Source organism: Sphingomonas sp., from assembly GCF_041661825.1.
GTDB lineage: Bacteria > Pseudomonadota > Alphaproteobacteria > Sphingomonadales > Sphingomonadaceae > Sphingomonas.
In genome coordinates, this window is record NZ_JBAZTU010000002.1 from 201645 (window position 1) to 220642 (window position 18998).

Annotated in this window: 24 protein-coding genes; 4 read left to right on the forward strand and 20 right to left on the reverse strand. The window is 63.1% G+C overall.

Annotated features, from left to right (window positions below; genetic code table 11):
• Position 1 precedes the first annotated feature (1 nt).
• The 5 genes from WC729_RS08035 to WC729_RS08055 form a co-directional block, all read right to left on the reverse strand.
• Positions 2-853 carry a hypothetical protein gene (locus WC729_RS08035; protein ID WP_372851401.1) on the reverse strand — a complete coding sequence of 284 codons (852 nt, stop codon included), beginning with the start codon at positions 851-853 and terminating at the stop codon, positions 2-4.
• 138 nt (positions 854-991) lie between these two features.
• Positions 992-2188, reverse strand: coding sequence for an exo-beta-N-acetylmuramidase NamZ domain-containing protein (locus WC729_RS08040; RefSeq protein WP_372851403.1), 1197 nt, complete (start codon positions 2186-2188; stop codon positions 992-994).
• Positions 2185-2787 (reverse strand): DOMON-like domain-containing protein, encoded by a 603-nt coding sequence (locus tag WC729_RS08045; protein ID WP_372851405.1) that lies wholly within the window; start codon positions 2785-2787, stop codon positions 2185-2187. The genes WC729_RS08040 and WC729_RS08045 overlap by 4 nt, the downstream gene beginning before the upstream one ends.
• Positions 2784-3080, reverse strand: a complete 297-nt coding sequence (locus tag WC729_RS08050) for a GIY-YIG nuclease family protein (protein ID WP_372851407.1) — start codon at positions 3078-3080, stop codon at positions 2784-2786. The genes WC729_RS08045 and WC729_RS08050 overlap by 4 nt, the downstream gene beginning before the upstream one ends.
• A 67-nt stretch (positions 3081-3147) precedes the next feature.
• Complete coding sequence (locus WC729_RS08055) at positions 3148-3549, reverse strand: DUF1761 domain-containing protein (protein WP_372851409.1); 402 nt, start codon at positions 3547-3549, stop codon at positions 3148-3150.
• A gap of 103 nt (positions 3550-3652) precedes the next feature.
• Here WC729_RS08055 and rimO point away from each other — a divergent pair, with 103 nt between their 5' ends.
• The gene (rimO, locus tag WC729_RS08060; protein ID WP_372851411.1) at positions 3653-4981 is read left to right on the forward strand and encodes a 30S ribosomal protein S12 methylthiotransferase RimO; all 1329 of its coding nucleotides are present in this window, start codon (positions 3653-3655) and stop codon (positions 4979-4981) included.
• A 54-nt stretch (positions 4982-5035) separates the two neighbouring features.
• On the opposite strand, the gene WC729_RS08065 is transcribed toward rimO, so the two are convergent.
• On the reverse strand, positions 5036-5299 hold the full coding sequence (locus WC729_RS08065) for a hypothetical protein (RefSeq protein WP_372851413.1): 264 nt from the start codon (positions 5297-5299) through the stop codon (positions 5036-5038).
• A 264-nt stretch (positions 5300-5563) separates the two neighbouring features.
• Here WC729_RS08065 and WC729_RS08070 point away from each other — a divergent pair, with 264 nt between their 5' ends.
• Complete coding sequence (locus tag WC729_RS08070) at positions 5564-5905, forward strand: hypothetical protein (protein ID WP_372851414.1); 342 nt, start codon at positions 5564-5566, stop codon at positions 5903-5905.
• Here the strand turns inward: WC729_RS08070 and WC729_RS08075 are convergent.
• The 3 genes from WC729_RS08075 to WC729_RS08085 all read right to left on the reverse strand — a co-directional run bounded on the left by WC729_RS08075 (position 5902) and on the right by WC729_RS08085 (position 9058).
• Complete coding sequence (locus WC729_RS08075) at positions 5902-6684, reverse strand: ceramidase domain-containing protein (protein ID WP_372851416.1); 783 nt, start codon at positions 6682-6684, stop codon at positions 5902-5904. The two genes, WC729_RS08070 and WC729_RS08075, sit on opposite strands and share 4 nt — an antisense overlap.
• A 63-nt stretch (positions 6685-6747) precedes the next feature.
• Positions 6748-7605, reverse strand: coding sequence for a dienelactone hydrolase family protein (locus tag WC729_RS08080; protein WP_372851420.1), 858 nt, complete (start codon positions 7603-7605; stop codon positions 6748-6750).
• Positions 7606-7693: 88 nt separating this feature from the next.
• Positions 7694-9058, reverse strand: coding sequence for a hypothetical protein (locus tag WC729_RS08085; protein ID WP_372851422.1), 1365 nt, complete (start codon positions 9056-9058; stop codon positions 7694-7696).
• Positions 9059-9255: 197 nt separating this feature from the next.
• Between WC729_RS08085 and WC729_RS08090 the strand changes: the two genes are divergently transcribed.
• On the forward strand, positions 9256-10659 hold the full coding sequence (locus WC729_RS08090; protein WP_372851424.1) for a serine hydrolase domain-containing protein: 1404 nt from the start codon (positions 9256-9258) through the stop codon (positions 10657-10659).
• The gene (locus WC729_RS08095; protein WP_372851426.1) at positions 10659-12029 is read left to right on the forward strand and encodes a M17 family metallopeptidase; all 1371 of its coding nucleotides are present in this window, start codon (positions 10659-10661) and stop codon (positions 12027-12029) included. Before WC729_RS08090 ends, WC729_RS08095 begins: the two co-directional genes overlap by 1 nt.
• Positions 12030-12090: 61 nt before the next feature.
• Here WC729_RS08095 and WC729_RS08100 read toward each other — a convergent pair whose 3' ends face one another.
• The 11 genes from WC729_RS08100 to WC729_RS08150 form a co-directional block, all read right to left on the reverse strand.
• Entirely contained in the window at positions 12091-12477 is a 387-nt protein-coding gene (locus tag WC729_RS08100; protein ID WP_372851428.1) for a cupredoxin domain-containing protein, read from the reverse strand.
• A 123-nt stretch (positions 12478-12600) separates the two neighbouring features.
• Positions 12601-13218, reverse strand: coding sequence for a hypothetical protein (locus WC729_RS08105; protein WP_372851430.1), 618 nt, complete (start codon positions 13216-13218; stop codon positions 12601-12603).
• Between the two features lie 175 nt (positions 13219-13393).
• Positions 13394-13960, reverse strand: coding sequence for a tetratricopeptide repeat protein (locus WC729_RS08110; RefSeq protein WP_372851432.1), 567 nt, complete (start codon positions 13958-13960; stop codon positions 13394-13396).
• A 188-nt stretch (positions 13961-14148) separates the two neighbouring features.
• A complete protein-coding gene (locus tag WC729_RS08115) occupies positions 14149-14814 on the reverse strand; it encodes a transposase (RefSeq protein ID WP_372851434.1) in 666 nt (221 codons plus the stop codon).
• Positions 14815-15033: 219 nt separating this feature from the next.
• A complete protein-coding gene (locus WC729_RS08120) occupies positions 15034-15348 on the reverse strand; it encodes a hypothetical protein (RefSeq protein WP_372851436.1) in 315 nt (104 codons plus the stop codon).
• 34 nt (positions 15349-15382) lie between these two features.
• Positions 15383-16048 (reverse strand): transposase, encoded by a 666-nt coding sequence (locus tag WC729_RS08125; protein ID WP_372851438.1) that lies wholly within the window; start codon positions 16046-16048, stop codon positions 15383-15385.
• A 164-nt stretch (positions 16049-16212) separates the two neighbouring features.
• Complete coding sequence (locus tag WC729_RS08130) at positions 16213-16656, reverse strand: hypothetical protein (protein WP_372851440.1); 444 nt, start codon at positions 16654-16656, stop codon at positions 16213-16215.
• A gap of 10 nt (positions 16657-16666) precedes the next feature.
• Entirely contained in the window at positions 16667-17020 is a 354-nt protein-coding gene (locus WC729_RS08135; protein ID WP_372851442.1) for a hypothetical protein, read from the reverse strand.
• Between the two features lie 119 nt (positions 17021-17139).
• Positions 17140-17805 carry a transposase gene (locus WC729_RS08140; RefSeq protein WP_372851444.1) on the reverse strand — a complete coding sequence of 222 codons (666 nt, stop codon included), beginning with the start codon at positions 17803-17805 and terminating at the stop codon, positions 17140-17142.
• Between the two features lie 46 nt (positions 17806-17851).
• On the reverse strand, positions 17852-18169 hold the full coding sequence (locus tag WC729_RS08145) for a hypothetical protein (RefSeq protein WP_372851446.1): 318 nt from the start codon (positions 18167-18169) through the stop codon (positions 17852-17854).
• A 200-nt stretch (positions 18170-18369) separates the two neighbouring features.
• Positions 18370-18984, reverse strand: coding sequence for a hypothetical protein (locus WC729_RS08150; RefSeq protein ID WP_372851448.1), 615 nt, complete (start codon positions 18982-18984; stop codon positions 18370-18372).
• Positions 18985-18998 lie beyond the last annotated feature (14 nt).

Consider the following 18998-nt stretch of genomic DNA (forward strand, 5'->3'; position numbering starts at 1 on the left):
ATCAGGGTTTGGCAGCGGAGGCTTCCTTGACCCCCTTCGCGATCCGGCTGACCTGATAGTTGAGCGCCCGGTTGCCTGGCATCGCATACAGCGCCTTGAGATAGGCGACGTCAGTCTCCGTCACTGATTGCGGCGGCGTCGTGGAATCGAACAGGGTCAGGATCGTGCCGATCCCATCCGTGTCTTCGACCGGCCGGGTCCGCGCCAACGCACGCATCGTTGCGTAATCGGCAAGCTGGATTACCGTCTTGCCCGAAATCACGCCTGAATCGACCACGACCGCTGACGCGTCGATCACCTGCTTGCTCGACGGGTTGATGAAGGACGCGCTCTTCACCTCGAGCGTCGGCGGGTCCTGCAGGTTCCCGCTCCGTGGCATGCCGAGACGCCGGCCATCCTCATTGACCACCGCCGTCGCCGCCCAACTGCGCACCGGCCCCTTGCCCGCGACGACGCGGCGTATCTCTGCCGGTTGCATCCCCGCGAACAGATCCGGCCGGCTCAACCGCAGCCCCTTAACCAGCGCAGCGCCGTCGTCGGTCGCCACCAGCACGACATTGCCCTGGCAATCGGGCTTTGCAACCTCGGCACCCACTGCCGTCGCCACCCGGCGGATGCGCGCGACGATCAATTTCTCGAACTCGGGCGTAAAGCCGATCGCGAGCGGGCACACCTCGGCATCGAACCGGGCGATCTGCCCCTGAGTCGCCGCGCTGATCTGATGGACGAAATGCCGCGCTTCCTGCGCATCGAGCGGCTTGCGTGCCGTGACGACCACGTCGTCCTGCTTTTCCTGCGCCTGCCCGTCCTGCGCCAGCACGCCCATCGGCACCGCCAGCCCAAGGGCCAGCATGAGGCCCAATCCTGTCCTACGCATCACTCGCATCCCCAAATTCGTTGTATGCTTTTTCTGAACCCGCGCTGGCAATGTTGCCAATCGTCCGGCCGACAATGCTTCAGCCGGCATCGCCCGCGCCATGAACGTCCCGTCTCAATAGAGTAGATAGGGCTTTCGCGCATTGATCCAGGCGTCTTCGTCCGGCGCCGTCACGGCATCCAGGTCGCCCGCCACCGCCGCCGCGTCGTCGACCCATTCGCGCAAGCCAGGCCCGCCATTGATCACGTCGATCGCCAGCTTGCCGAATTCATATTCGTACGGGAAATCGCGCCACAGGTCATAGTTCGGATAGAGCAGCCGGATCGCCTTGAACCCGAGCGCCTGCACCCGCCACGGCCGAAAGGCGTGATGGTCGTAGAACGGCCCCTCGGCATGGATATGCACACCGTTGCACAAGTACCCGACATGCTTGTGGAAGGTCGGCTGGAACCAGATATCGCGCAGCGCGCAGCCCCGCAGCCAGTCGGGCGCGAGCCGCCGCATCTCGGCGATCACCGCGCGGGCATCCACATCGGGCGCGCCGAACAGCTCGAGCGGGCGCGTGGTACCACGCCCTTCCGACAGATTGGTGCCCTCCAGCATCACCGTGCCGGCATAGGCGCGCGCCATGTTGACGTTCGGCGCGTTCGGGCTCGGATTGATCCAGATGCGGTCCTCAGGCCAGCCGAATCCGGGAGCAGCCTCGGGCGCCCAGCCCTCCATCTCGATCACCCGGTAATCGACATCGAGCCCTTTCAGCGCGACGAACCAGTGGCCGAGCTCACCCAGCGTCATGCCGTGCCGCATCGGCATCGGCCCCGCGCCGACGAAACTCTCCCAGCCCGGCAACAGCGTCAGCCCCTCGACCGGACGCCCGGCGGGGTTGGGCCGGTCGAGCACCACGACCGTCTTGCCATGCTCGGCAGCCGCCTCGAGCACATACAGCAGCGTCGTGATGAAGGTGTAGATGCGGCACCCCAGATCCTGCAGGTCGAACAGCATCACATCGAAGGTGCCCATCGACTGGCCGGTCGGCCGCCGCACTTCGCCGTACAGGCTGAACACCGGCATGCCATAAGTCGGATCGGTGAAGTCGGGCGACTCCATCATGTTGTCCTGCAGGTCGCCGCGCACCCCGTGCTGCGGACCGAACACCGCCGTCACGTTCAGCCCGCTCGCCACCAACGCATCGAGCGAATGCGCGAGGTCCGCCGTCACCGAGGCGGGATGCGCGAGCAGGGCGATACGCTTCCCCTCCAGCGGCTTGCGCAGGGCGGGGTCGGCGAGCAGTCGATCGATACCGAATTTCATGCTCGGCGGGGTGCCGCGAGCCGCGCCGTAAAGCAATCCCGATCGTGGAAATCCTCGGGACCCGCCGGATGTGCCAGCGCCCAGAAGGATTTGGTGCCGTCGCGCTCCTCGATCACCGTGGTCAGCGCGACGTCCCAGTCGACACCCGCCAGTCCGGACAAGTCGGCGGTCGCCCGTAGTTCGGCAACATCCTCTGCAGGCTGCCACACCACCTCGCTCACCGCCGCACCGGCCGCGCGTCGCATCCCGGTACGGTGGTCGTCGAAATCATAGGCGGCCCACTCAGTCGACGGGGCGATATTGAGCTCGACATAACGCGGCGTTCCTTCGTCCCCGACAAAGGCCTCGAAACAGCTATGCCGCCACAGCTCGTCCCTGAAGCCGGGCGCCGCCGGCACCGGCCACAACACATCGCCGATCGCGCCGGCCACGCGATAGGTCAGGCTGAGCCTGTCCCCGTCCCGTCGCGCTGTGACCGCAATCGATCGAACCGCACGGCTCGGGCAATCGGGATGCGGGACGAGGGTGAGAGTCTCAGCGCCCCTCGTCTCCTCTTCCTTCCCCGGCGAAGGCCGGGGTCCAGTCGGGATGTCGGTCATGGTTGCGCGATCCGCTCGTAAAGGTCCTCCCAATCGGGATTGAACCCCTCGATCTCACGCACCTTCCACGCCCGCTTCCATTCCTTCATCCGAACCTCCCGCACCCGCGCCGATTCAAGATCGGCATGCACTTCGTACCAGACCAGCAAACGGCAATCGTACTTCTTCGTGAACCCTTTAATGACGCCGTTGCGATGTTCCCACGCCCGACGGACGAGATCGTTGGTCGAGCCGATATAAATCGCCCCGTTCCGCCGGTTCGTCATGATGTAAACGTAGAACTGCTCTTCCAAGCCGGCGTCCCCAACTGGACCCCGGCCTTCGCCGGGGAAGACCCCTAGGAAGGTCCTCAATGGCTTCTCACAGCAGCGCGAAAACTACCCCCATCACCGAATAGATGACCAGCCAATACCCCGCATCGATCATGAACAGCCGCAGCGACTGGCGGGAAAACAGATAGTTCACCCCGATTGCCGGCACGATGAAGCCCAGCGCGACGCCGCTGGAGATCATCACCGACAGGCTCAGGTCCGGCGCGCCATAAGTGGTCAGCGTGTGATCGAGGATGAAGGCCGAGAACAGGTTGAGCAGGAAGGTCAGGCCGAAGATCATCGGCATATTGGCGTTCTTCATCGCATCGTCGCTCAGGCCGCGCGCTGCCTGCCACGCCTTGCCGAAGATCGGGCCGTACCACAGCCCGCCGACAAGGAACCCCGAAACCGCGGCGACCAAGATCGCCAGCCAGTGCACTTCCGTTCCCATGGTGCTTCTCCCCTTTTGTCCGCGCCACGATATGCCCGATCGCCCCCTACGGGAAGCAACGACTGGAAAATCCCGCGCAATGCGCCTATGTGGCGCGTTCCCCATGGCAACAATTCTCCCCACCCCGCCGAAAATCGGCATGGTTTCGCTCGGCTGTCCGAAGAATCTGGTCGACAGCGAACGCATCCTGACCAAGCTCCGCTCGGACGGCTATGCGATGTCGCCCGACTATGCCGGCGCTGACGTCGTGCTCGTCAACACTTGCGGTTTCCTCGATTCCGCCAAGGAAGAAAGCCTCGAAGCGATCGGCGAAGCCATCGCCGAGAATGGCCGCGTCATCGTCACCGGCTGCATGGGCAAGGAAGCGGAAGTCATCCGCGCCCGCTTCCCCAACGTCCTCGCCGTCACCGGCGCGCATCAATATGAGGAAGTCGTCGGCGCGGTGCACGAAGCGGCGCCGATGCCGCCCAGCGCTTTCCTGAACCTGGTCCCCGAAAGCGGCCTGAAGCTCACCCCGCGCCACTACAGCTATCTGAAGATCTCGGAGGGCTGCAACCATCGCTGCTCCTTCTGCATCATCCCGTCGCTGCGCGGCGATCTGGTCAGCCGGCGCCCCGACGCGATCCTGCGCGAGGCGGAAAAGCTGATCGAGGCCGGCACGAAGGAGCTGCTGGTCATCAGCCAGGACACCTCGGCCTACGGCGTCGACATCAGGCATCACCCGCGCATGTGGCACGGCCATGAAGTCCGCGCCCACATGACCGACCTGTCGCGCGAGCTGGGCAAGCTCGGCGCCTGGGTGCGGCTGCACTATGTCTACCCCTATCCCCATGTCGACCAGGTCATCCCGCTGATGGCCGAGGGGCTGGTGCTTCCCTATCTCGACATCCCGTTCCAGCACGCCTCGCGCGCGGTGCTGAAGGCCATGCGCCGCCCGGCCAACGAGGCCAAGGTCCTCGAGCGCATCAGGAACTGGCGCACGATCGAGCCCGATATCGCGATCCGATCGACCTTCGTCGTCGGCTTCCCCGGCGAGACCGAGGATGATTTCAGATATCTGATGGACTGGCTGGAAGAGGCCCGTCTCGACCGCGTTGGCGCGTTCCGCTTCGAGCCGGTCGAGGGCGCAGCCGCCAACGACCTGCCCAATCCAGTACCGGAAGAGATCAAGGAAGAGCGCTACGCCCGCCTGATGGAGCTGACCGCGCGTATCTCGGCGGAAAAGCTGGAGGCCAAGATCGGCCGCACGCTCGACGTGATCATCGATGCAGTCGAGGGCGACGGCGCGACCGGCCGCTCCAAGGCCGATGCGCCCGAGATCGACGGCGAGGTCCATCTCCGCGATGCCGGCCATCTCAGCCAGGGCGATATCGTCCGGGTCGAGATCGAGGATGCCGACGAGCACGACCTGTTCGGCGTGCCGCTCGCGTAATCAAAAAAGGAGGCAGCGCCCTTGCGGTCGCCACCTCCCCCTTTTCGATCGCGGCTAGCCCTTGTTGGTCATCCCGCCGATGCCGTCGACGATACTACCGACCAGCACGCCGCCGGCAAACCCGGTCAGGGCGCCGGCGAAGAACCCGGCATCGCCGATGATCGGCGTAAATGCCGTGCCCGCTACGATGCCGCCGACAGCGCCGGCCAGGCCGACCACCCACCACCAGGGATCCGGCTGCGGAGGCCGTGGACCGCGCCACCAGCCCGGCCATTTAGTTCCGCACCACCCCATCATCGCCAAGAATGCGTATCCCATGGACAACCTCTCCTGCGTTTCAAATGGCGGACATCGGTCCGACTGGCCGGTGTCTCGCGCGCAGCATCCTCTCATTTCGGACTGATTCAAGACATGTTGGCACCGATCTGAGGGTTGTCGGAGCATGACTGTCGTTCAACATCGCCCTTACTTGGGTCCCCTTCGACCTGACCTTTTATCGCAACCACCATTTTGAGGGTTCCGCTGCGTTGACAGTGTATTGTGCAAACAATACACTGTGGCGGCGACAACAAGGGGATGAAAATGGTCAAGACAGCGGCCCTGTTGGCGGTACTTGCGACCACCCTCACCGCCTGCGTCCCGGCCAGGTTCGACGAGCTCGCTTATTCAGTCGATGTCGATGCGGACCAGAGCGTTGCGCTCTTCACCTGTCGGAAATCGTCGAGCGGCAATTGCGTCTTCCGCTTCGACGGCAATGCCAGCCCCGCCACCGCGACCATAGCGGTGAACGAGACCGGGACGGTCAGCGCGGTCGGCCCCGGCACCAGCTATTGCGCGACCTCAGGCGCTGACGGCGCAAAATGCTATCCCCAGACGCTCCAGATCGGGAAACAGACCGTCCGCCACGTCAAGCGCAGATCCTAGGCGGTTCGCTCGCTGCGATAATAGGCAAAGGTCAGCCAGGTCGCGACCGCGCCGAGCAGATGCCAGGCCGCATGTCCCTGGATCAGGCTGGCGGGCGCGCAGGCCAGCCCGTGCTGGTCCAGGTTCCAGATGGCGAAGGCGATCGCATTGACCAGGATCCCGGCCAGATAGAAGCGCAGGCGCACCCCGGGCCGGCGCGGCCGGGCAAGACCAAGCTCCAGGACGATCGCTGCGAGCAGCACCACCGCGAACAGCCATCGCCGCACCTCGGGCACCATGATCAGCACCGCGACCAGCGCGGCGCACAACAGCACATAGAGCAGGATCGCACGCCGATCCGTCATGCCTCTCCAGCGAGCGAGCGCGCTCACCAGCAGGAACGACCCGACCAGGTACATGCCGAGCACGTCGAAGAACTGCCCCCACAAGGTCAGCGTCGCGTGGAGCAGTACTGATCCCAGGCCGACGATGATCGCGGTGATCCCGAACGCGGTCGCCGCGACCGGCGTCATCGCCGAATCCCGGTCCGCCGCGCGTGCGACCACGATCATCAGGAACCCGACGAACACGAAACCCAGCGACGACCAGCTATTGGCCGGCTGCAGGATCAGATTCCCGATCCGCGGCATTTCGCAAAAGCACCGCGTCGCCGTGCAACTGGCCGGCGCATAGACGCTCCAGTCCGGCCCCAAGGCCATCAACAGCCAGACGAGAGGTCCCGCGATCAGCAACGTGTAGCCGGCCGCGATCTCCAACTGGCGCGCCCGTATCGGCTGCATCGCTCACTCCCCGCTTTTGGGGAGGCTAGCGCGTGCGAGCCACCACGCCAAGCGCTCGGAAGTCTAGACCAGGTTCGCCTTGTACAGCTTGAGCAACGCGCCCCAGGCCTTCTCGGCCGCCGCCTCGTTATAGGTCTGGCTCCCCGGCACGCACCAGCCATGGTCGGCCGGATAGACCTCGACCGTCGCCGGGCGACCCGCGGCTTCGAACGCCTTTTTCAGCACGTCCTTCGCCTCGGGCTGCCGCGCATCGTCATTCTGCGCGACCGCGACCAGATAGGCCGCCTTGGTCTTCGGGATCAGCAGGTGCGGGCTGGACGGCTCAGCCGTGACCAGCCCGCCCCCATGGAAGCTGCCCACTGCGCCGATCCGGCCCGATACGGCAGCGGCCGTGCGGAACGACAGCGGCCCGCCCATGCAATAGCCTTGCACGCCGACGCGCTTCTTCTTGTCGGTCTGCGGCTGAAGATCGAGGAACGCGAGGAAAGCGGCCGCGTCCGTGTCGACGGCGGCATCGGTCATCGCCTTGCGGTAGCCCATGACCTTCTCCCGGTCCTCGGGTTTGCTGAAGTCGAAGGCGCCATCGACGACCGGCGCACGCTTGCTGCGATAAAAGGGGTTCGGCACCAGCACGACATAGCCTTCGTTCGACAGCCGCCGCCCCAGCTCGCGGAACACCGGGCGCAGGCCGAGGATATCGGGCCAGACCAGCACCGCCGGCCACGGCCCCTTGCCCTTGGGATAGAATAGCGCCGCGTCGGCCTCGCCGTCCGCCGTCTTCACCGTCACGTCGGTCTCGACGACATTCTCGGCAAAGGCCGACGTCGCCAGCCCGGCAACCGCCACGCCGGCCATCACGAACGCCCGGCGGGACAGTTCGGAGGTCTCGACCAGCCCTTGATGGATCTCGCTGTCACACATGCCGGCTCTCCCATGTTTCGATCGGCGCCATTCGACGGACGGCACCCGCGCCTGTCAAGGCCTGCGCGCCGCAGAACCGGTCAGGCGCTCATTTCAGGGGAGGAACGTCGCCGCTCCCGATCTGCGGCAGGGCGGAAAGCACGCGCTCCAGATAGGCAGCCTCGCGCGCGAGCCCCGCCGGCAGCATGCCCTGCGCCGATGGATCGGGCCCGAGGGCCCGCCATACCGTGAGATAGCGTTCGGCGATCTGGCGAAAGCGGCTGGCATTCTCCGTCGGTGGCGCGAAGCGCTCGGCCCGGATTAGGAAGCCGAGCGCATAGCTGCGCTGCCGCCGCTGCTCGTCGTCGGCCAGCACCGGGTTGCTGTTGGCGACCGTATCGGCGGCGGCATTCTCCGCCTCGAAGCGCTGGAGCAGCAACGCCGCCAGATCGTCGGCCGCTTGCTCGCGGATGCTGTTCTGGGCGGCCTCCCAGGGGGCGCGAAGCTTGTGCATCAGCAGCTTCATCGCGAGCTCGAAGCCGCGCGCGCGTTGCTGGACGGGGCCGTCGCCGAGCAGGTCGAGCTGCGCTCGCGCCCGCCAGTATCGCAGGACGCGTCCTTCGAAATCATTCTCGTCGTCGCAAGCCTTTTTGATCTCCGCCAGATGCTCCTCATCGCCGACGTCGCAGACGCCGTCGCCATTCTCATAGGCATTCTCCGCGGCCTTGCGCAGCAGCGCCACGTCCTTCGCGTCGAGCATCGCCTTCGCTGCGGCAAGGTCCGCCGGCGCGCGGCTCAAACGCGCCTTCAGGATCGCGGCGCGCATCTCGAAATCGCGCACCTCGTTCACCCGGTATGGGGGCAGTGGGACATCGCTGTCGTCGGCCATCGCGATCGACGCATCGCCGGCGGTGACGCGCAGGGTCTCGCCAGGCGGCTTGAGATAGATCGCCGCCTTGTCCAGCAACGTGGCGGAAGAGAAGAATTCGGCGGCACGCAGATATTGCCCGGCCAGCAGGATGAAGCTCTCGGTCGTTTCGCGTCGCGTGAAGACCCGTCGGACCGCCGGATCGCGGCCGAAGGCGATATCGGCATCCCTGCCCGGATGCAGGGCACGGCGCGCCTCGGCCGCCTGATAGGCGACCAGGTCGCGCGCCCACAGCTTGTCCAGATCGCGCATGAAGACGCCTGCATCCGGCACCTTGAACCGCGGCGATTGCTCGAGGTAGCGCAGCGCCGCGGTGGTGCTGCGCTCGTCGCCGAACGACAGGTTCCAGGTGATCAGCGACGGCACGTCGAGCGAGTTGCACGGCCCCCCGCCCAGCATCCGGCGATAGCTCTCCGGCACCGGAACGGCGGCGATGTCGCGCACATCCTGCAACCCGCCCGACCAGAGCGTGAGGATGGTGATGCAGATCGTCTCTTCTTCCGGCGCTTCGGCCGCCACTGTCTGGGCGGATGCCGTTGTGGACATGGCGAAGAGGACGAACAGCCCGCACAATGCTTTCCCAAAGCCCGACATCGCGACCCTCTCCGGCTGCCCCGGCCCACGGACGTACCGGTCGATCCTTAACAAAGGACATGACAAAATCCTCATCGCCGCCCCCTTCCCTTTGCCGCGCGAAGATGAAAAGACGGGCGCCCCCGCCGCTGGAAGGTGACCGATCGATAATGCTGCTCCGCTCCACGCTGACGATGGTTGCGCTGTTCGCCGCCACCCCCGCTTTCTCCCAGGCACTCACGGCGGAGGAACGGACCCAGGTCGACCGGATCGTCGCCGATACGCTGAAGGCGACCGAAGTCCCTTCCGCCTCGATCGCGGTGGTGCGCGGCGGCGAGATCGTCTTCGCCAAGGCCTATGGCAAGCAGGCCGAGACGATGCCGGCCCCGCGCGACGACGCGCCCTATCAGATCGCCTCGGTCTCGAAGCAGTTCACCGCCGCAGCGCTCCTGCTGCTCGAGAATGACGGCAAGCTCAGCCTCGACGACAAGGTCGCGAAATACGTCCCCGGCATCACCGATGGCGACAAGATCAGCATCCGCCAGCTGCTCAGCCACACCTCGGGCCTGCAGGATTACTGGCCGCAGGATTACAGCTTCAAGGCGATGGCCACCCCGGTCACACCGCAGGAGATCGTCGATCGCTGGGCGAAGAAGCCGCTCGACTTCGCCCCCGGCACGCAGTGGCAATATTCCAACACGGGTTATGTCGTCGCCGGCATGATCGTCGAGAAGGTCGCCGGCATCCCGCTGCTCGATTTCCTCAAGCTGCGCATCTTCAAGCCGCTCGGCATCACCGCCTACGACCAGGATCTCGCGATCGGCAAGGGTTTCCCCCAGGGCTATGGCCGCGCCGCGATGGGGCCGGTGCGCGTCGCCACGCCCGCCGCGCATGGCTGGCTGTTCGCCGCGGGCGAGCTGGCGATGAGCGCGCGCGACCTCGCCAAATGGGACGTCGCCCGGCTCGACCGCAGGATCCTGACGCCCGAGGACTGGATGCACCAGGAAACCCCGGTCAAGCTCAACGACGGCACCTCGACCGGCTATGGCCTGGGCGTCTCGATCGGCAGCGCCAATGGCCGGCGCTATATCGAGCATACCGGCGAGGCAGTCGGCTTCCTGTCCGAGAACATCGTCTTCCCCGACGAGAAGGCCGCGATCGTCGTGCTGACCAACACCTGGTCGAGCGACGCCTTTATCACGATCGGTCAGGCGCTCGCCAAGACGCTGCTCCCCGCGCCGCCCCCGCCGCCCGTCGACACCGCGGATGCGCAGGCGCTCGGCACGGCGCGGCAGGTGTTCGACCAGCTCCGCGAGGGCAAGCTCGACCGCGGCCTGCTGACCGAGAACGCCAATTATTACTTCACGCCCGTCACCATCACCGATTTCAGGGACAGCCTCGCCCCGCTCGGCGATCCGGTGACCTTCGCCCAGACCGGCCGCGCCCGGTTGCGCGGCGGCTTTGTCGGCCGCTCCTTCCGCATCACTTATGGCAACCGCGCGCTGACAATCAGCAGCTATGCCGACCAGAGCGGCAGGATCGAACAATTCCTCATCGCCCCGGTGCAACGCTGATGCCGACCAAGCTGCTCCAGGCCGATCGCGGCCAGCCCGCCCATGCGATCGAGATCGTCGAGACCGCCGGCTACGAGGCCTGGCTCAACGGCCAGCCGCCCCGCATCCGCGCGGCGGTCGCGGCGCAGAAGCTGACCGGCAAGCCCGGCGGCAGCGCCACCCTGCCCGGCGAGGCGGACGACTGGTCGGTCGTGCTGGTGGTGAAGGATGCGACGCTCGGCGTCTGGGATCTCGCCAGGCTGGCCGAGACCCTGCCCCAGGGCAGCTATCGCCCCTCCCGCGACGCGGGCGCCGCGATGCTCGGCTGGGTGCTCGGCCAATACCGCTTCGACCGCTACCGCAAGCCCGAAGGCGAAGGCCCGCGCGTGCTGATCTCGGGCGAGCCGGCGCGGATCGAGGAGACCGTCCGCGTCGCCGCCGCGACCTGCAAGGTCCGCGACCTGGTCAATATCGGCGCGTCCGATCTCGGCCCGGCCGAGCTGGAAGCCGAAGTCGCCGCGCTGGCCGAGGGGCACGGCGCGACGCTCCATGTCACCAAGGGCGAGGCGCTGGTGAAGGGCTATCCCATGGTCCACGCCGTCGGCCAGGCCGCGGCGAAGGGCCGCGAGCCGCGCCTGATCGAACTCGAATGGGGCGACCCGAAACACCCGCGCATCGCGATCATCGGCAAGGGCGTGTGCTTCGATTCCGGCGGGCTCGACATCAAGCCGAGTTCGGGCATGCGGCTGATGAAGAAGGACATGGGCGGCGCGGCGCATGCGCTGGCGCTGGCCGGGCTGGTCATGGCGGCGCGGCTCAAGGTCCGCCTTCACCTGCTGATCCCCGCGGTCGAGAACGCCATCGCCGGCAACGCCTTCCGCCCCGGCGACGTGCTGAAGACGCGCAAGGGTCTGACGGTCGAGAACACCAACACCGATGCCGAGGGGCGCCTGATCCTCGGCGACGCCCTGACGCGGGCCGGCGAGGACAAGCCCGAACTGATCATCGACTTCGCCACCCTCACCGGCGCGGCGCGGGTCGCGGTCGGCCCCGATCTCCCCGCGACCTTCGTCAATGACGAGCCGCTCGCCGAGGCGCTGTTCGCTGCGTCGCGCGACGTGGACGACCCGCTGTGGCGCCTGCCCTTGTGGGACGGCTATGACGAGATGCTCAAGTCCGACATCGCCGACATGATCAACGCGCCCGACGGGGGCTATGCGGGCGCGGTGACGGCGGCCTTGTTCCTCCGCCGCTTCGTGCCCGAGGGCACGCCCTGGGCGCATCTCGACACCTTCGCCTGGCGCCCCGCAGCCAAGCCCGGCCGGCCCAAGGGCGGCGACGCGCTGGGCCTGCGCGCTGCCTGGGCGATGCTGAAGGCGCAATATAGCTGAGGGCCGAGCGCCAAGCGCTCCCGCCGTTCAGCACGAACGCCGAGAGCCTCGCCGCGAACCGCTATTGAACCACGATCTTCCCGGTCATCCCGAAGGTCGAGTGCATGAAGTGCGTGCAATGCGCCTCATAGGTCCCGGCTGCGGGTGCCGTCAGATGCACATCCACCGCCTGCCCGCCACGCAGCTCCACCTTGCCCTTGGCGACCACGGCACGATCCGCCGGCGCGATGCTCGCGGCGTCGAAAAAAGCCCCGGCCTCGAAATCATGCCCGCCCTTCGCCTGATTGACGAAGTGCAGCACATAGGGCTGCCCATGCTGCAGCGTGATCGAATCCGGCGTGAACCTGAAATTGGACAGGTCGATCTCGACCTGCTGGGCGCTGCTTTGGGCGAGAGCCGGCGCCCCGGCCAGGGCGAGAAGCGCGATGGCGGACAGGATGGATTTCATGTGACGATACTCCGAACAGACGGCCCCTGTGCGCCGTAAGTGGGGGTGACCGGTGGAAGCGTTCAATCATATTCAGGTATGCACTGCGTCCGCTCGTGGCCGCTCCCGTTGCGATCGACGGGCTCAGCCATAGCCGAAGCGGACGGGCTCGATCGGGAAGCCGGGTGGAATGGGCCTGGGCGGCGGCGCCGGGGGCGGCGGCGGATAATCGTCCTCGTCCGGACAGGTGCCGGGATCGTGGGCGGGAGTCGACTCAGGGCTGGGGCCCGGCGCGACCTCCTCCAGTGGCGGCTGTCCTGCGGCCATCTGTTTGGCGGCCTTGTGCTCCCGCGCGCGGGCGAGCGCCTTTTCGACCATCTCGGCGGTGATGGAACCGGGCTTGTCCTCTGCCTGCCCGCCCCATTTCTTCGGCTGGCGGACGCGGAGCCATTGCAGCGCGGCATTGGGATCGGGCGGCAGGTGATGCTGGTAGGTCGCATGGACCGGGTCTTCGCCGGCGCTCTTGAACACTTTGGTGCGCTCCACGGTGCAGCCGATAGCACGGGAATAGAGCGCGCGCTCGACGCGGGCGTCGGCATGCTCCTTGCCGGCAACGACCGCCTCGGCGAATGCCTCATGGGTGTTGCGCCAGCGATAGATGGTGCGGACGCACACCTCGAAATGCTCGGCGAGTTCCTCGTCGGTGGCACCCAGGCGGCACATAGTGCGGGCCTGATCGGCAAATTCGGGTTCGTAGATCATGATGCCGGGATAGCGGCGCTGGCGTGGAGTTTGAATCAAGCGGGCGGTGTTGGGAATGTCACTAGGGTCGCTGACATTTTTTGGGCGGTTGATCCGCGGCTATGGTGTCACCCAATTATCGTGTCTCACTCAAGGGGTGCAGTCCAGGACTGTCACCGGAACCCTAATTCTTAAATCATCGATAGCCACGATCTGAGTATGGATCCTTGAGCGTCTCTTTTATTGCAATGACTGAGAGCCACAGTATTTTACAGTATATAGCAACGCGAGAAAATACTGAATTCGAAGCATCAAGTTCAATCGTATACAAGATTCTCTTAGCAAACATCTGACCTTTGATTGCGGCACCCCGCAGAATTACTACCGCCTCTTCGATATTTTTCTCGCCACCTTCTCCTTTTGACATCATGTAGCCGTACCACGCCAGACATTGAATATTTCCACCCTCCCCTCCTTCGATAAACACCTTGCGCGATTCGACAAATTTTCCCTCATCATATAGCAAACGTCCTAGTTCAAAGAATCCCGCGCCAGCTCCCAACGCAGCCGCCCTCCTATAACAGAGTGCGGCGAGCTCTGCGTCTCGATTACCGATCTTACCGGAATCATAAATCCATCCGAGACTCAACAGCGCATAAGGCGAGTTTTGATCGGCCATAGAATGAAGTATAGGCACGGCGCTTTCATAGTCTCCCGCATCCAACAATTGCACAGCATATGTTTGATCTTCAGGAATGGTCATTACATTTAGCCCATTATCGATATTTTAAAGGTGGCGGAGGTGGCGGGGGTGGCGGCGTCGGGGGCCGTGGGGTCACGGTCACCGTCACGGTCACTTGCGGCCCTGGCGGTATGGGCGCCGGAGGAGGAACTGGATCCACAGTGACCGTTGACGGCGGCGTTGGCGGCGGGGTTCCGGTGACAGTCCACTTAATTGGCCCCGGCGGGCTTCGGCCCAGGCTTGCGGGGCTTGAGGACGCGGCCAGTTTCGCGCTCGAGCCGATCGAGAAACGACGGCTCGCCAATCGGCCTGCCGATCCGCTCCGCCTTGCGCAACCGTGCGACCATTTCCTCTTCCTCTCCCGCCGCCAATAGTGCCGCGAAATCGGGATAGCGCAACCGTACGGGCTCGGTGCAGGTAATGCCGTCATCAATCCGGCCTAGTTGCGCATGGACGCTCGACCAGGGCCACTCGGCCGCCCGTTCAACCATCCCCGCCCGCACGGGATTGAGCGCGACGTAGCGCAGGGCAGCGCCGAGATGCGTCTCGTCCATCGCCACGCAACCGAAGCGGCCCTGCCAGAAATGCCCGGTCCGCTTCAGTCGCGCATGGATATGGCCGGCATAGCGTCCGTGCACCACCGACAGGGCGCGGCGCAGGCCGTCCTCGTCGCCGGGCACCAGGACAAGATGGACATGATTGGGCATCAGCACCCAGGACCAAATCTCCACGCCAGCCGCCGCGCAGTGCCGGCCCAGCAGGTCGCGGTACAGCGCATAATCCTCATCGTCGAAAAAGGTCTGCGCGCGACCGTTGCCACGCTGCGTGACATGATGGGGGTGGCCCGGAAAAACCGCGCGTGCCAGGCGAGCCATGCAGCATCCTATCGCGCTGTCGATGACCGGTCAATTAAGTGGACTGTCACCGGAACCAATTAAGTGGACTGTCACCGGAAGAAGCCAAACTCAGCCACTCCAACAACCATCAAAACTATGGCAATATCGCGCTGTCACTCAATTAGCTATGTCTCAACTCAGGGGTGCACTCCACTCCACTCGAGTGGACTGTCACCGGAACTCCGTAATTCACTCAGATTACTGATCTTCATGGAAATAGGTAACGACTCCATCAGATTTTCTGACTCCAATCTCCATCAATCGATCGTCCCACCCGTCGGGAATTACGTCAATGTCGACTTTCCACTCCGCACCGTTATCCGTAATTCTTTTCGCGCGCATTTCCGAAATTGTTATTCTCGGATCGTGGTCATGAGCGTGCCGTATGGCTATTTCTCCGGCTTTTCTTGGAGAAACAGTCGCAAGGTTGCCGTTAGAGCAGGATGAAATAATGCAAGCCTCGCTTATCAAAATGGCCGATAGCAACAGTACGCTCTTGTTGATGCGCATCATCGATCCTTCACCTAGGGTTCCGGTGACAGTCCACTTAATTGGCCCCGGCGGGCTTCGGCCCAGGCTTGCGGGGCTTGAGGACGCGGCCCGTTTCGCGCTCGAGGCGATCGAGAAACGACGACTCGCCAATCGGCCTGCCGATCCGCTCCGCCTTGCGCAGCCGTGCGACCATTTCCTCTTCCTCTCCCGCCGCCAATAGTGCCGCGAAATCGGGATAGCGCAACCGTACGGGCTCGGTGCAGGTAATGCCGTCATCAATCCGGCCTAGTTGCGCATGGACGCTCGACCAGGGCCACTCGGCCGCCCGTTCAACCATCCCCGCCCGCACGGGATTGAGCGCGACGTAGCGCAGGGCAGCGCCGAGATGCGTCTCGTCCATCGCCACGCAACCGAAGCGGCCCTGCCAGAAATGCCCGGTCCGCTTCAGTCGCGCATGGATATGGCCGGCATAGCGTCCGTGCACCACCGACAGGGCGCGGCGCAGGCCGTCCTCATCGCCGGGCACCAGGACAAGATGGACATGATTGGGCATCAGCACCCACGACCAAATCTCCACGCCGGCCGCCGCGCAGTGCCGGCCCAGCAGGTCGCGGTACAGCGCATAATCCTCATCGTCGAAAAAGGTCTGCGCGCGACCGTTGCCACGCTGCGTGACATGATGGGGATGACCCGGAAAAACCGCGCGTGCCAGGCGAGCCATGCGGCATATTATCGCGCTGTCGATGACCGGTCAATTAAGTGGACTGTCACCGGAACTCCCGGTCAATTAAGTGGACTGTCACCGGAACTCCTGTCTCACTCAAGGGGTGCAGTCCAGCACTGTCACTGTAATTCGAGCGCACTTCACCGCAATTCTGACATGCCTCAAATCACCGTCCACTCAGATTCACGTACATTCTTATTTTCGCCTCCAGCATCAATGCGCATCTCATCATCGATAGCTAAAATACTAATGTAGATTTCTTCAATCTTAATATATATCGCAGATATAACGCCCCCATCTCCAGAGAAGCCACATTCCTCAACATTTTTATTGGAAAGGTCGGCAAAATTTATACCGTTCCACTCATTTATAAACGAGACTTCGCCGTAACCATTCATATGAACAACTTGCACCTTAACCGGGGCGCTTATCAAGCCATGACCAATGCCGGAAATCCTAATCTCTCCTTCCGCGCGCTCGGTTTTAATGAATAGAGATATGGGGTATACCTCATCATCTACTGCCGAGACAAAGCATTTTACATAAATCTGCAGCGATCTAGATCCAGATACCGCACTCAAAAAATCAATTACGCTACCATCCATGCAAAACCTCCTAGCAAGAGACCTTCTTAAGTATCGATCCCGTGCAGGATTTCGATATTGCATTTCTAACATTAGGATTCTTTATCCCATCCTTAAGTATTGTGATAAAGTCGCCTTTTCTACTCGTAACAACCACGTCTGCACCTTTTATTCTAAATTGCGCCGCTATGCGCCCACCAGGCCCGCCACCCGAGAATGTCCCATTTACGACGGCATCCGGGCGACTGCCGATGCTTTCAACAATTCCCTTGAATGCCGCCCTGTCTGTTGCATTTGCAATATCCATTCCGAAATCACCAATGTGCTGAGCCATTTTTTTTCCGAACTGCCCGTTGGATAGCGTAAATTTAACAGACATTCCCATTAACGCTCTTAGTCCAGCAATACCACCGCCCCGGAATGCGATCCATCCCGCCTTGATCGAGCTAGTTGCCAGGGTTCCGGTGACAGTCCACTTAATTGGGGGTTCCGGTGACAGTCCACTTAATTGGCCCCGGCGGGCTTCGGCCCAGGCTTGCGGGGCTTGAGGACGCGGCCAGTTTCGCGCTCGAGGCGATCGAGAAACGACGACTCGCCAATCGGCCTGCCGATCCGCTCCGCCTTGCGCAGCCGTGCGACCATTTCCTCTTCCTCTCCCGCCGCCAATAGCGCCGCGAAATCGGGATAGCGCAATCGTACTGGCTCGGTGCAGGTAATGCCGTCATCGATCCGGCCCAGTTGCGCATGGTCGCTCGACCAGGGCCAGTCGGCAGCCCGTTCAACGATGCCGGCCCGCACGGGATTGAGCGCGACATAGCGCAGAGCGGTGCCGAGATGCGTCTCGTCCATCGCCACGCACCCGAAGCGGCCCTGCCAGAAATGCCCGGTCCGCTTCAGTCGCGCATGGATATGGCCGGCATAGCGTCCGTGCACCACCGACAGGGCGCGGCGCAGGCCGTCCTCGTCGCCGGGCACCAGGACAAGATGGACATGATTGGGCATCAGCACCCAGGACCAAATCTCCACGCCGGCCGCCGCGCAGTGCCGGCCCAGCAAGTCGCGGTACAGCGCATAATCCTCATCGTCGAAAAAGGTCTGCGCGCGACCGTTGCCGCGCTGCGTGACATGATGGGGATGACCCGGGAAAACTGCGCGTGCAAGGCGAGCCATGCGGCATCCTATCGCGCCATCGCTGACCGGTCAATTAAGTGGACTGTCACCGGAACTCGGCGTTGGGATCGGGCGGCAAATGATGCTGGTAGGTCGCATAGACGGGGTCCGGATCGCCGGCGCTTTTGAACACCCTGGTGCGCTCGACGGTGCAACCGACAGCGCGGGAATAGAGCGCGCGCTCGACGCGGGCGTCGGCGTGCTCCTTGCCGGCGATAACCGCTTCGGCGAATTCCTCATGGGTGCTGCGCCAGCGATAGATGGTGCGGACGCAGACCTCGAAATGCTCGGCGAGTTCCTCGTCGGTGGCACCTAGGCGGCACAGGGTGCTGACTTGATCGGCAAAGTCGGGTTCGTAGATCATGACGCCGGGATAGCGGCGGTGGCGTGCAGTTTGAATCAAGCGGGCGGTGTTGGGAATGTCAGTAGGGTCGCTGACATTTTCGCGGCGATCGCTCCTCGGTTATCGAGTCACCTAATTATCGCGCCTCACCTCTGAATTGCAGCCCAGGGAGGGGGTACAGTCCAGTACTGCCACCGCAATTCCAGACATAGGCCTAGCTCTTATTTAATATCCATTAACTCATTACAATAAGGCGCCTCCGGGAAACCCCTAGCAAACTCTTCCCTCAAATGCTTAACACTTCTACAATCCATACAGTTTTTGTCAATCACAAAATATCCATCAACGCTCAACAGATTAGCTACATTTACCTCGCCTATTGTACCAAAAAGCAACACTTCTCCTGCTCGCTTAATATCATCCTTATCTAATATCGGACTCGGGGGAAACAGTACCTGCACCGTCAATCCATTACAGTCTCGCTCAACCTCTCTCCATTTCCAACTCCATCCTTCGACCGGTATAACATCACCATTATCTTTTTCTATCTCAAAATACCCTTGCCATGATTTTGGCGGCACCCCCACCACTATTCTCCAACAATCTCCTACGACTGGAAAATCAATATCCTTCTCCAAATCTTTCAGAAGTCCTTTATCTCCGTGACAGCTCAATGCTAGAACTGTTACGGCATAGTCTATCGGATCTGGCCCAATCTCCCACCCAATGAATTCATTCCCTTGCAGAATTTCAGTCAAAATTTCCTGAATACCCTCACTTGGCAATGCGTCAAGATTATCCATGAGGTGACGGAGGTCACTCAGGTTGAGTTTCATCAGCGATTCCATTT

Coding starts and splice junctions, on each gene's coding strand:
- WC729_RS08035 (WP_372851401.1), bottom strand. CDS start 853: ATGCTGGCCCTTGGGCTGGCGGTGCCGATGGGCGTGCTGGCGCAGGAC.
- WC729_RS08040 (WP_372851403.1), bottom strand. CDS start 2,188: ATGAAATTCGGTATCGATCGACTGCTCGCCGACCCCGCCCTGCGCAAG.
- WC729_RS08045 (WP_372851405.1), bottom strand. CDS start 2,787: ATGACCGACATCCCGACTGGACCCCGGCCTTCGCCGGGGAAGGAAGAG.
- WC729_RS08055 (WP_372851409.1), bottom strand. CDS start 3,549: ATGGGAACGGAAGTGCACTGGCTGGCGATCTTGGTCGCCGCGGTTTCG.
- rimO (WP_372851411.1), top strand. CDS start 3,653: ATGGCAACAATTCTCCCCACCCCGCCGAAAATCGGCATGGTTTCGCTC.
- WC729_RS08065 (WP_372851413.1), bottom strand. CDS start 5,299: ATGGGATACGCATTCTTGGCGATGATGGGGTGGTGCGGAACTAAATGG.
- WC729_RS08070 (WP_372851414.1), top strand. CDS start 5,564: ATGGTCAAGACAGCGGCCCTGTTGGCGGTACTTGCGACCACCCTCACC.
- WC729_RS08075 (WP_372851416.1), bottom strand. CDS start 6,684: ATGCAGCCGATACGGGCGCGCCAGTTGGAGATCGCGGCCGGCTACACG.
- WC729_RS08080 (WP_372851420.1), bottom strand. CDS start 7,605: ATGTGTGACAGCGAGATCCATCAAGGGCTGGTCGAGACCTCCGAACTG.
- WC729_RS08085 (WP_372851422.1), bottom strand. CDS start 9,058: ATGTCCACAACGGCATCCGCCCAGACAGTGGCGGCCGAAGCGCCGGAA.
- WC729_RS08090 (WP_372851424.1), top strand. CDS start 9,256: ATGCTGCTCCGCTCCACGCTGACGATGGTTGCGCTGTTCGCCGCCACC.
- WC729_RS08095 (WP_372851426.1), top strand. CDS start 10,659: ATGCCGACCAAGCTGCTCCAGGCCGATCGCGGCCAGCCCGCCCATGCG.
- WC729_RS08100 (WP_372851428.1), bottom strand. CDS start 12,477: ATGAAATCCATCCTGTCCGCCATCGCGCTTCTCGCCCTGGCCGGGGCG.
- WC729_RS08105 (WP_372851430.1), bottom strand. CDS start 13,218: ATGATCTACGAACCCGAATTTGCCGATCAGGCCCGCACTATGTGCCGC.
- WC729_RS08110 (WP_372851432.1), bottom strand. CDS start 13,960: ATGACCATTCCTGAAGATCAAACATATGCTGTGCAATTGTTGGATGCG.
- WC729_RS08115 (WP_372851434.1), bottom strand. CDS start 14,814: ATGGCTCGCCTGGCACGCGCGGTTTTTCCGGGCCACCCCCATCATGTC.
- WC729_RS08120 (WP_372851436.1), bottom strand. CDS start 15,348: ATGATGCGCATCAACAAGAGCGTACTGTTGCTATCGGCCATTTTGATA.
- WC729_RS08125 (WP_372851438.1), bottom strand. CDS start 16,048: ATGGCTCGCCTGGCACGCGCGGTTTTTCCGGGTCATCCCCATCATGTC.
- WC729_RS08130 (WP_372851440.1), bottom strand. CDS start 16,656: ATGGATGGTAGCGTAATTGATTTTTTGAGTGCGGTATCTGGATCTAGA.
- WC729_RS08135 (WP_372851442.1), bottom strand. CDS start 17,020: ATGGGAATGTCTGTTAAATTTACGCTATCCAACGGGCAGTTCGGAAAA.
- WC729_RS08140 (WP_372851444.1), bottom strand. CDS start 17,805: ATGGCTCGCCTTGCACGCGCAGTTTTCCCGGGTCATCCCCATCATGTC.
- WC729_RS08145 (WP_372851446.1), bottom strand. CDS start 18,169: ATGATCTACGAACCCGACTTTGCCGATCAAGTCAGCACCCTGTGCCGC.
- WC729_RS08150 (WP_372851448.1), bottom strand. CDS start 18,984: ATGAAACTCAACCTGAGTGACCTCCGTCACCTCATGGATAATCTTGAC.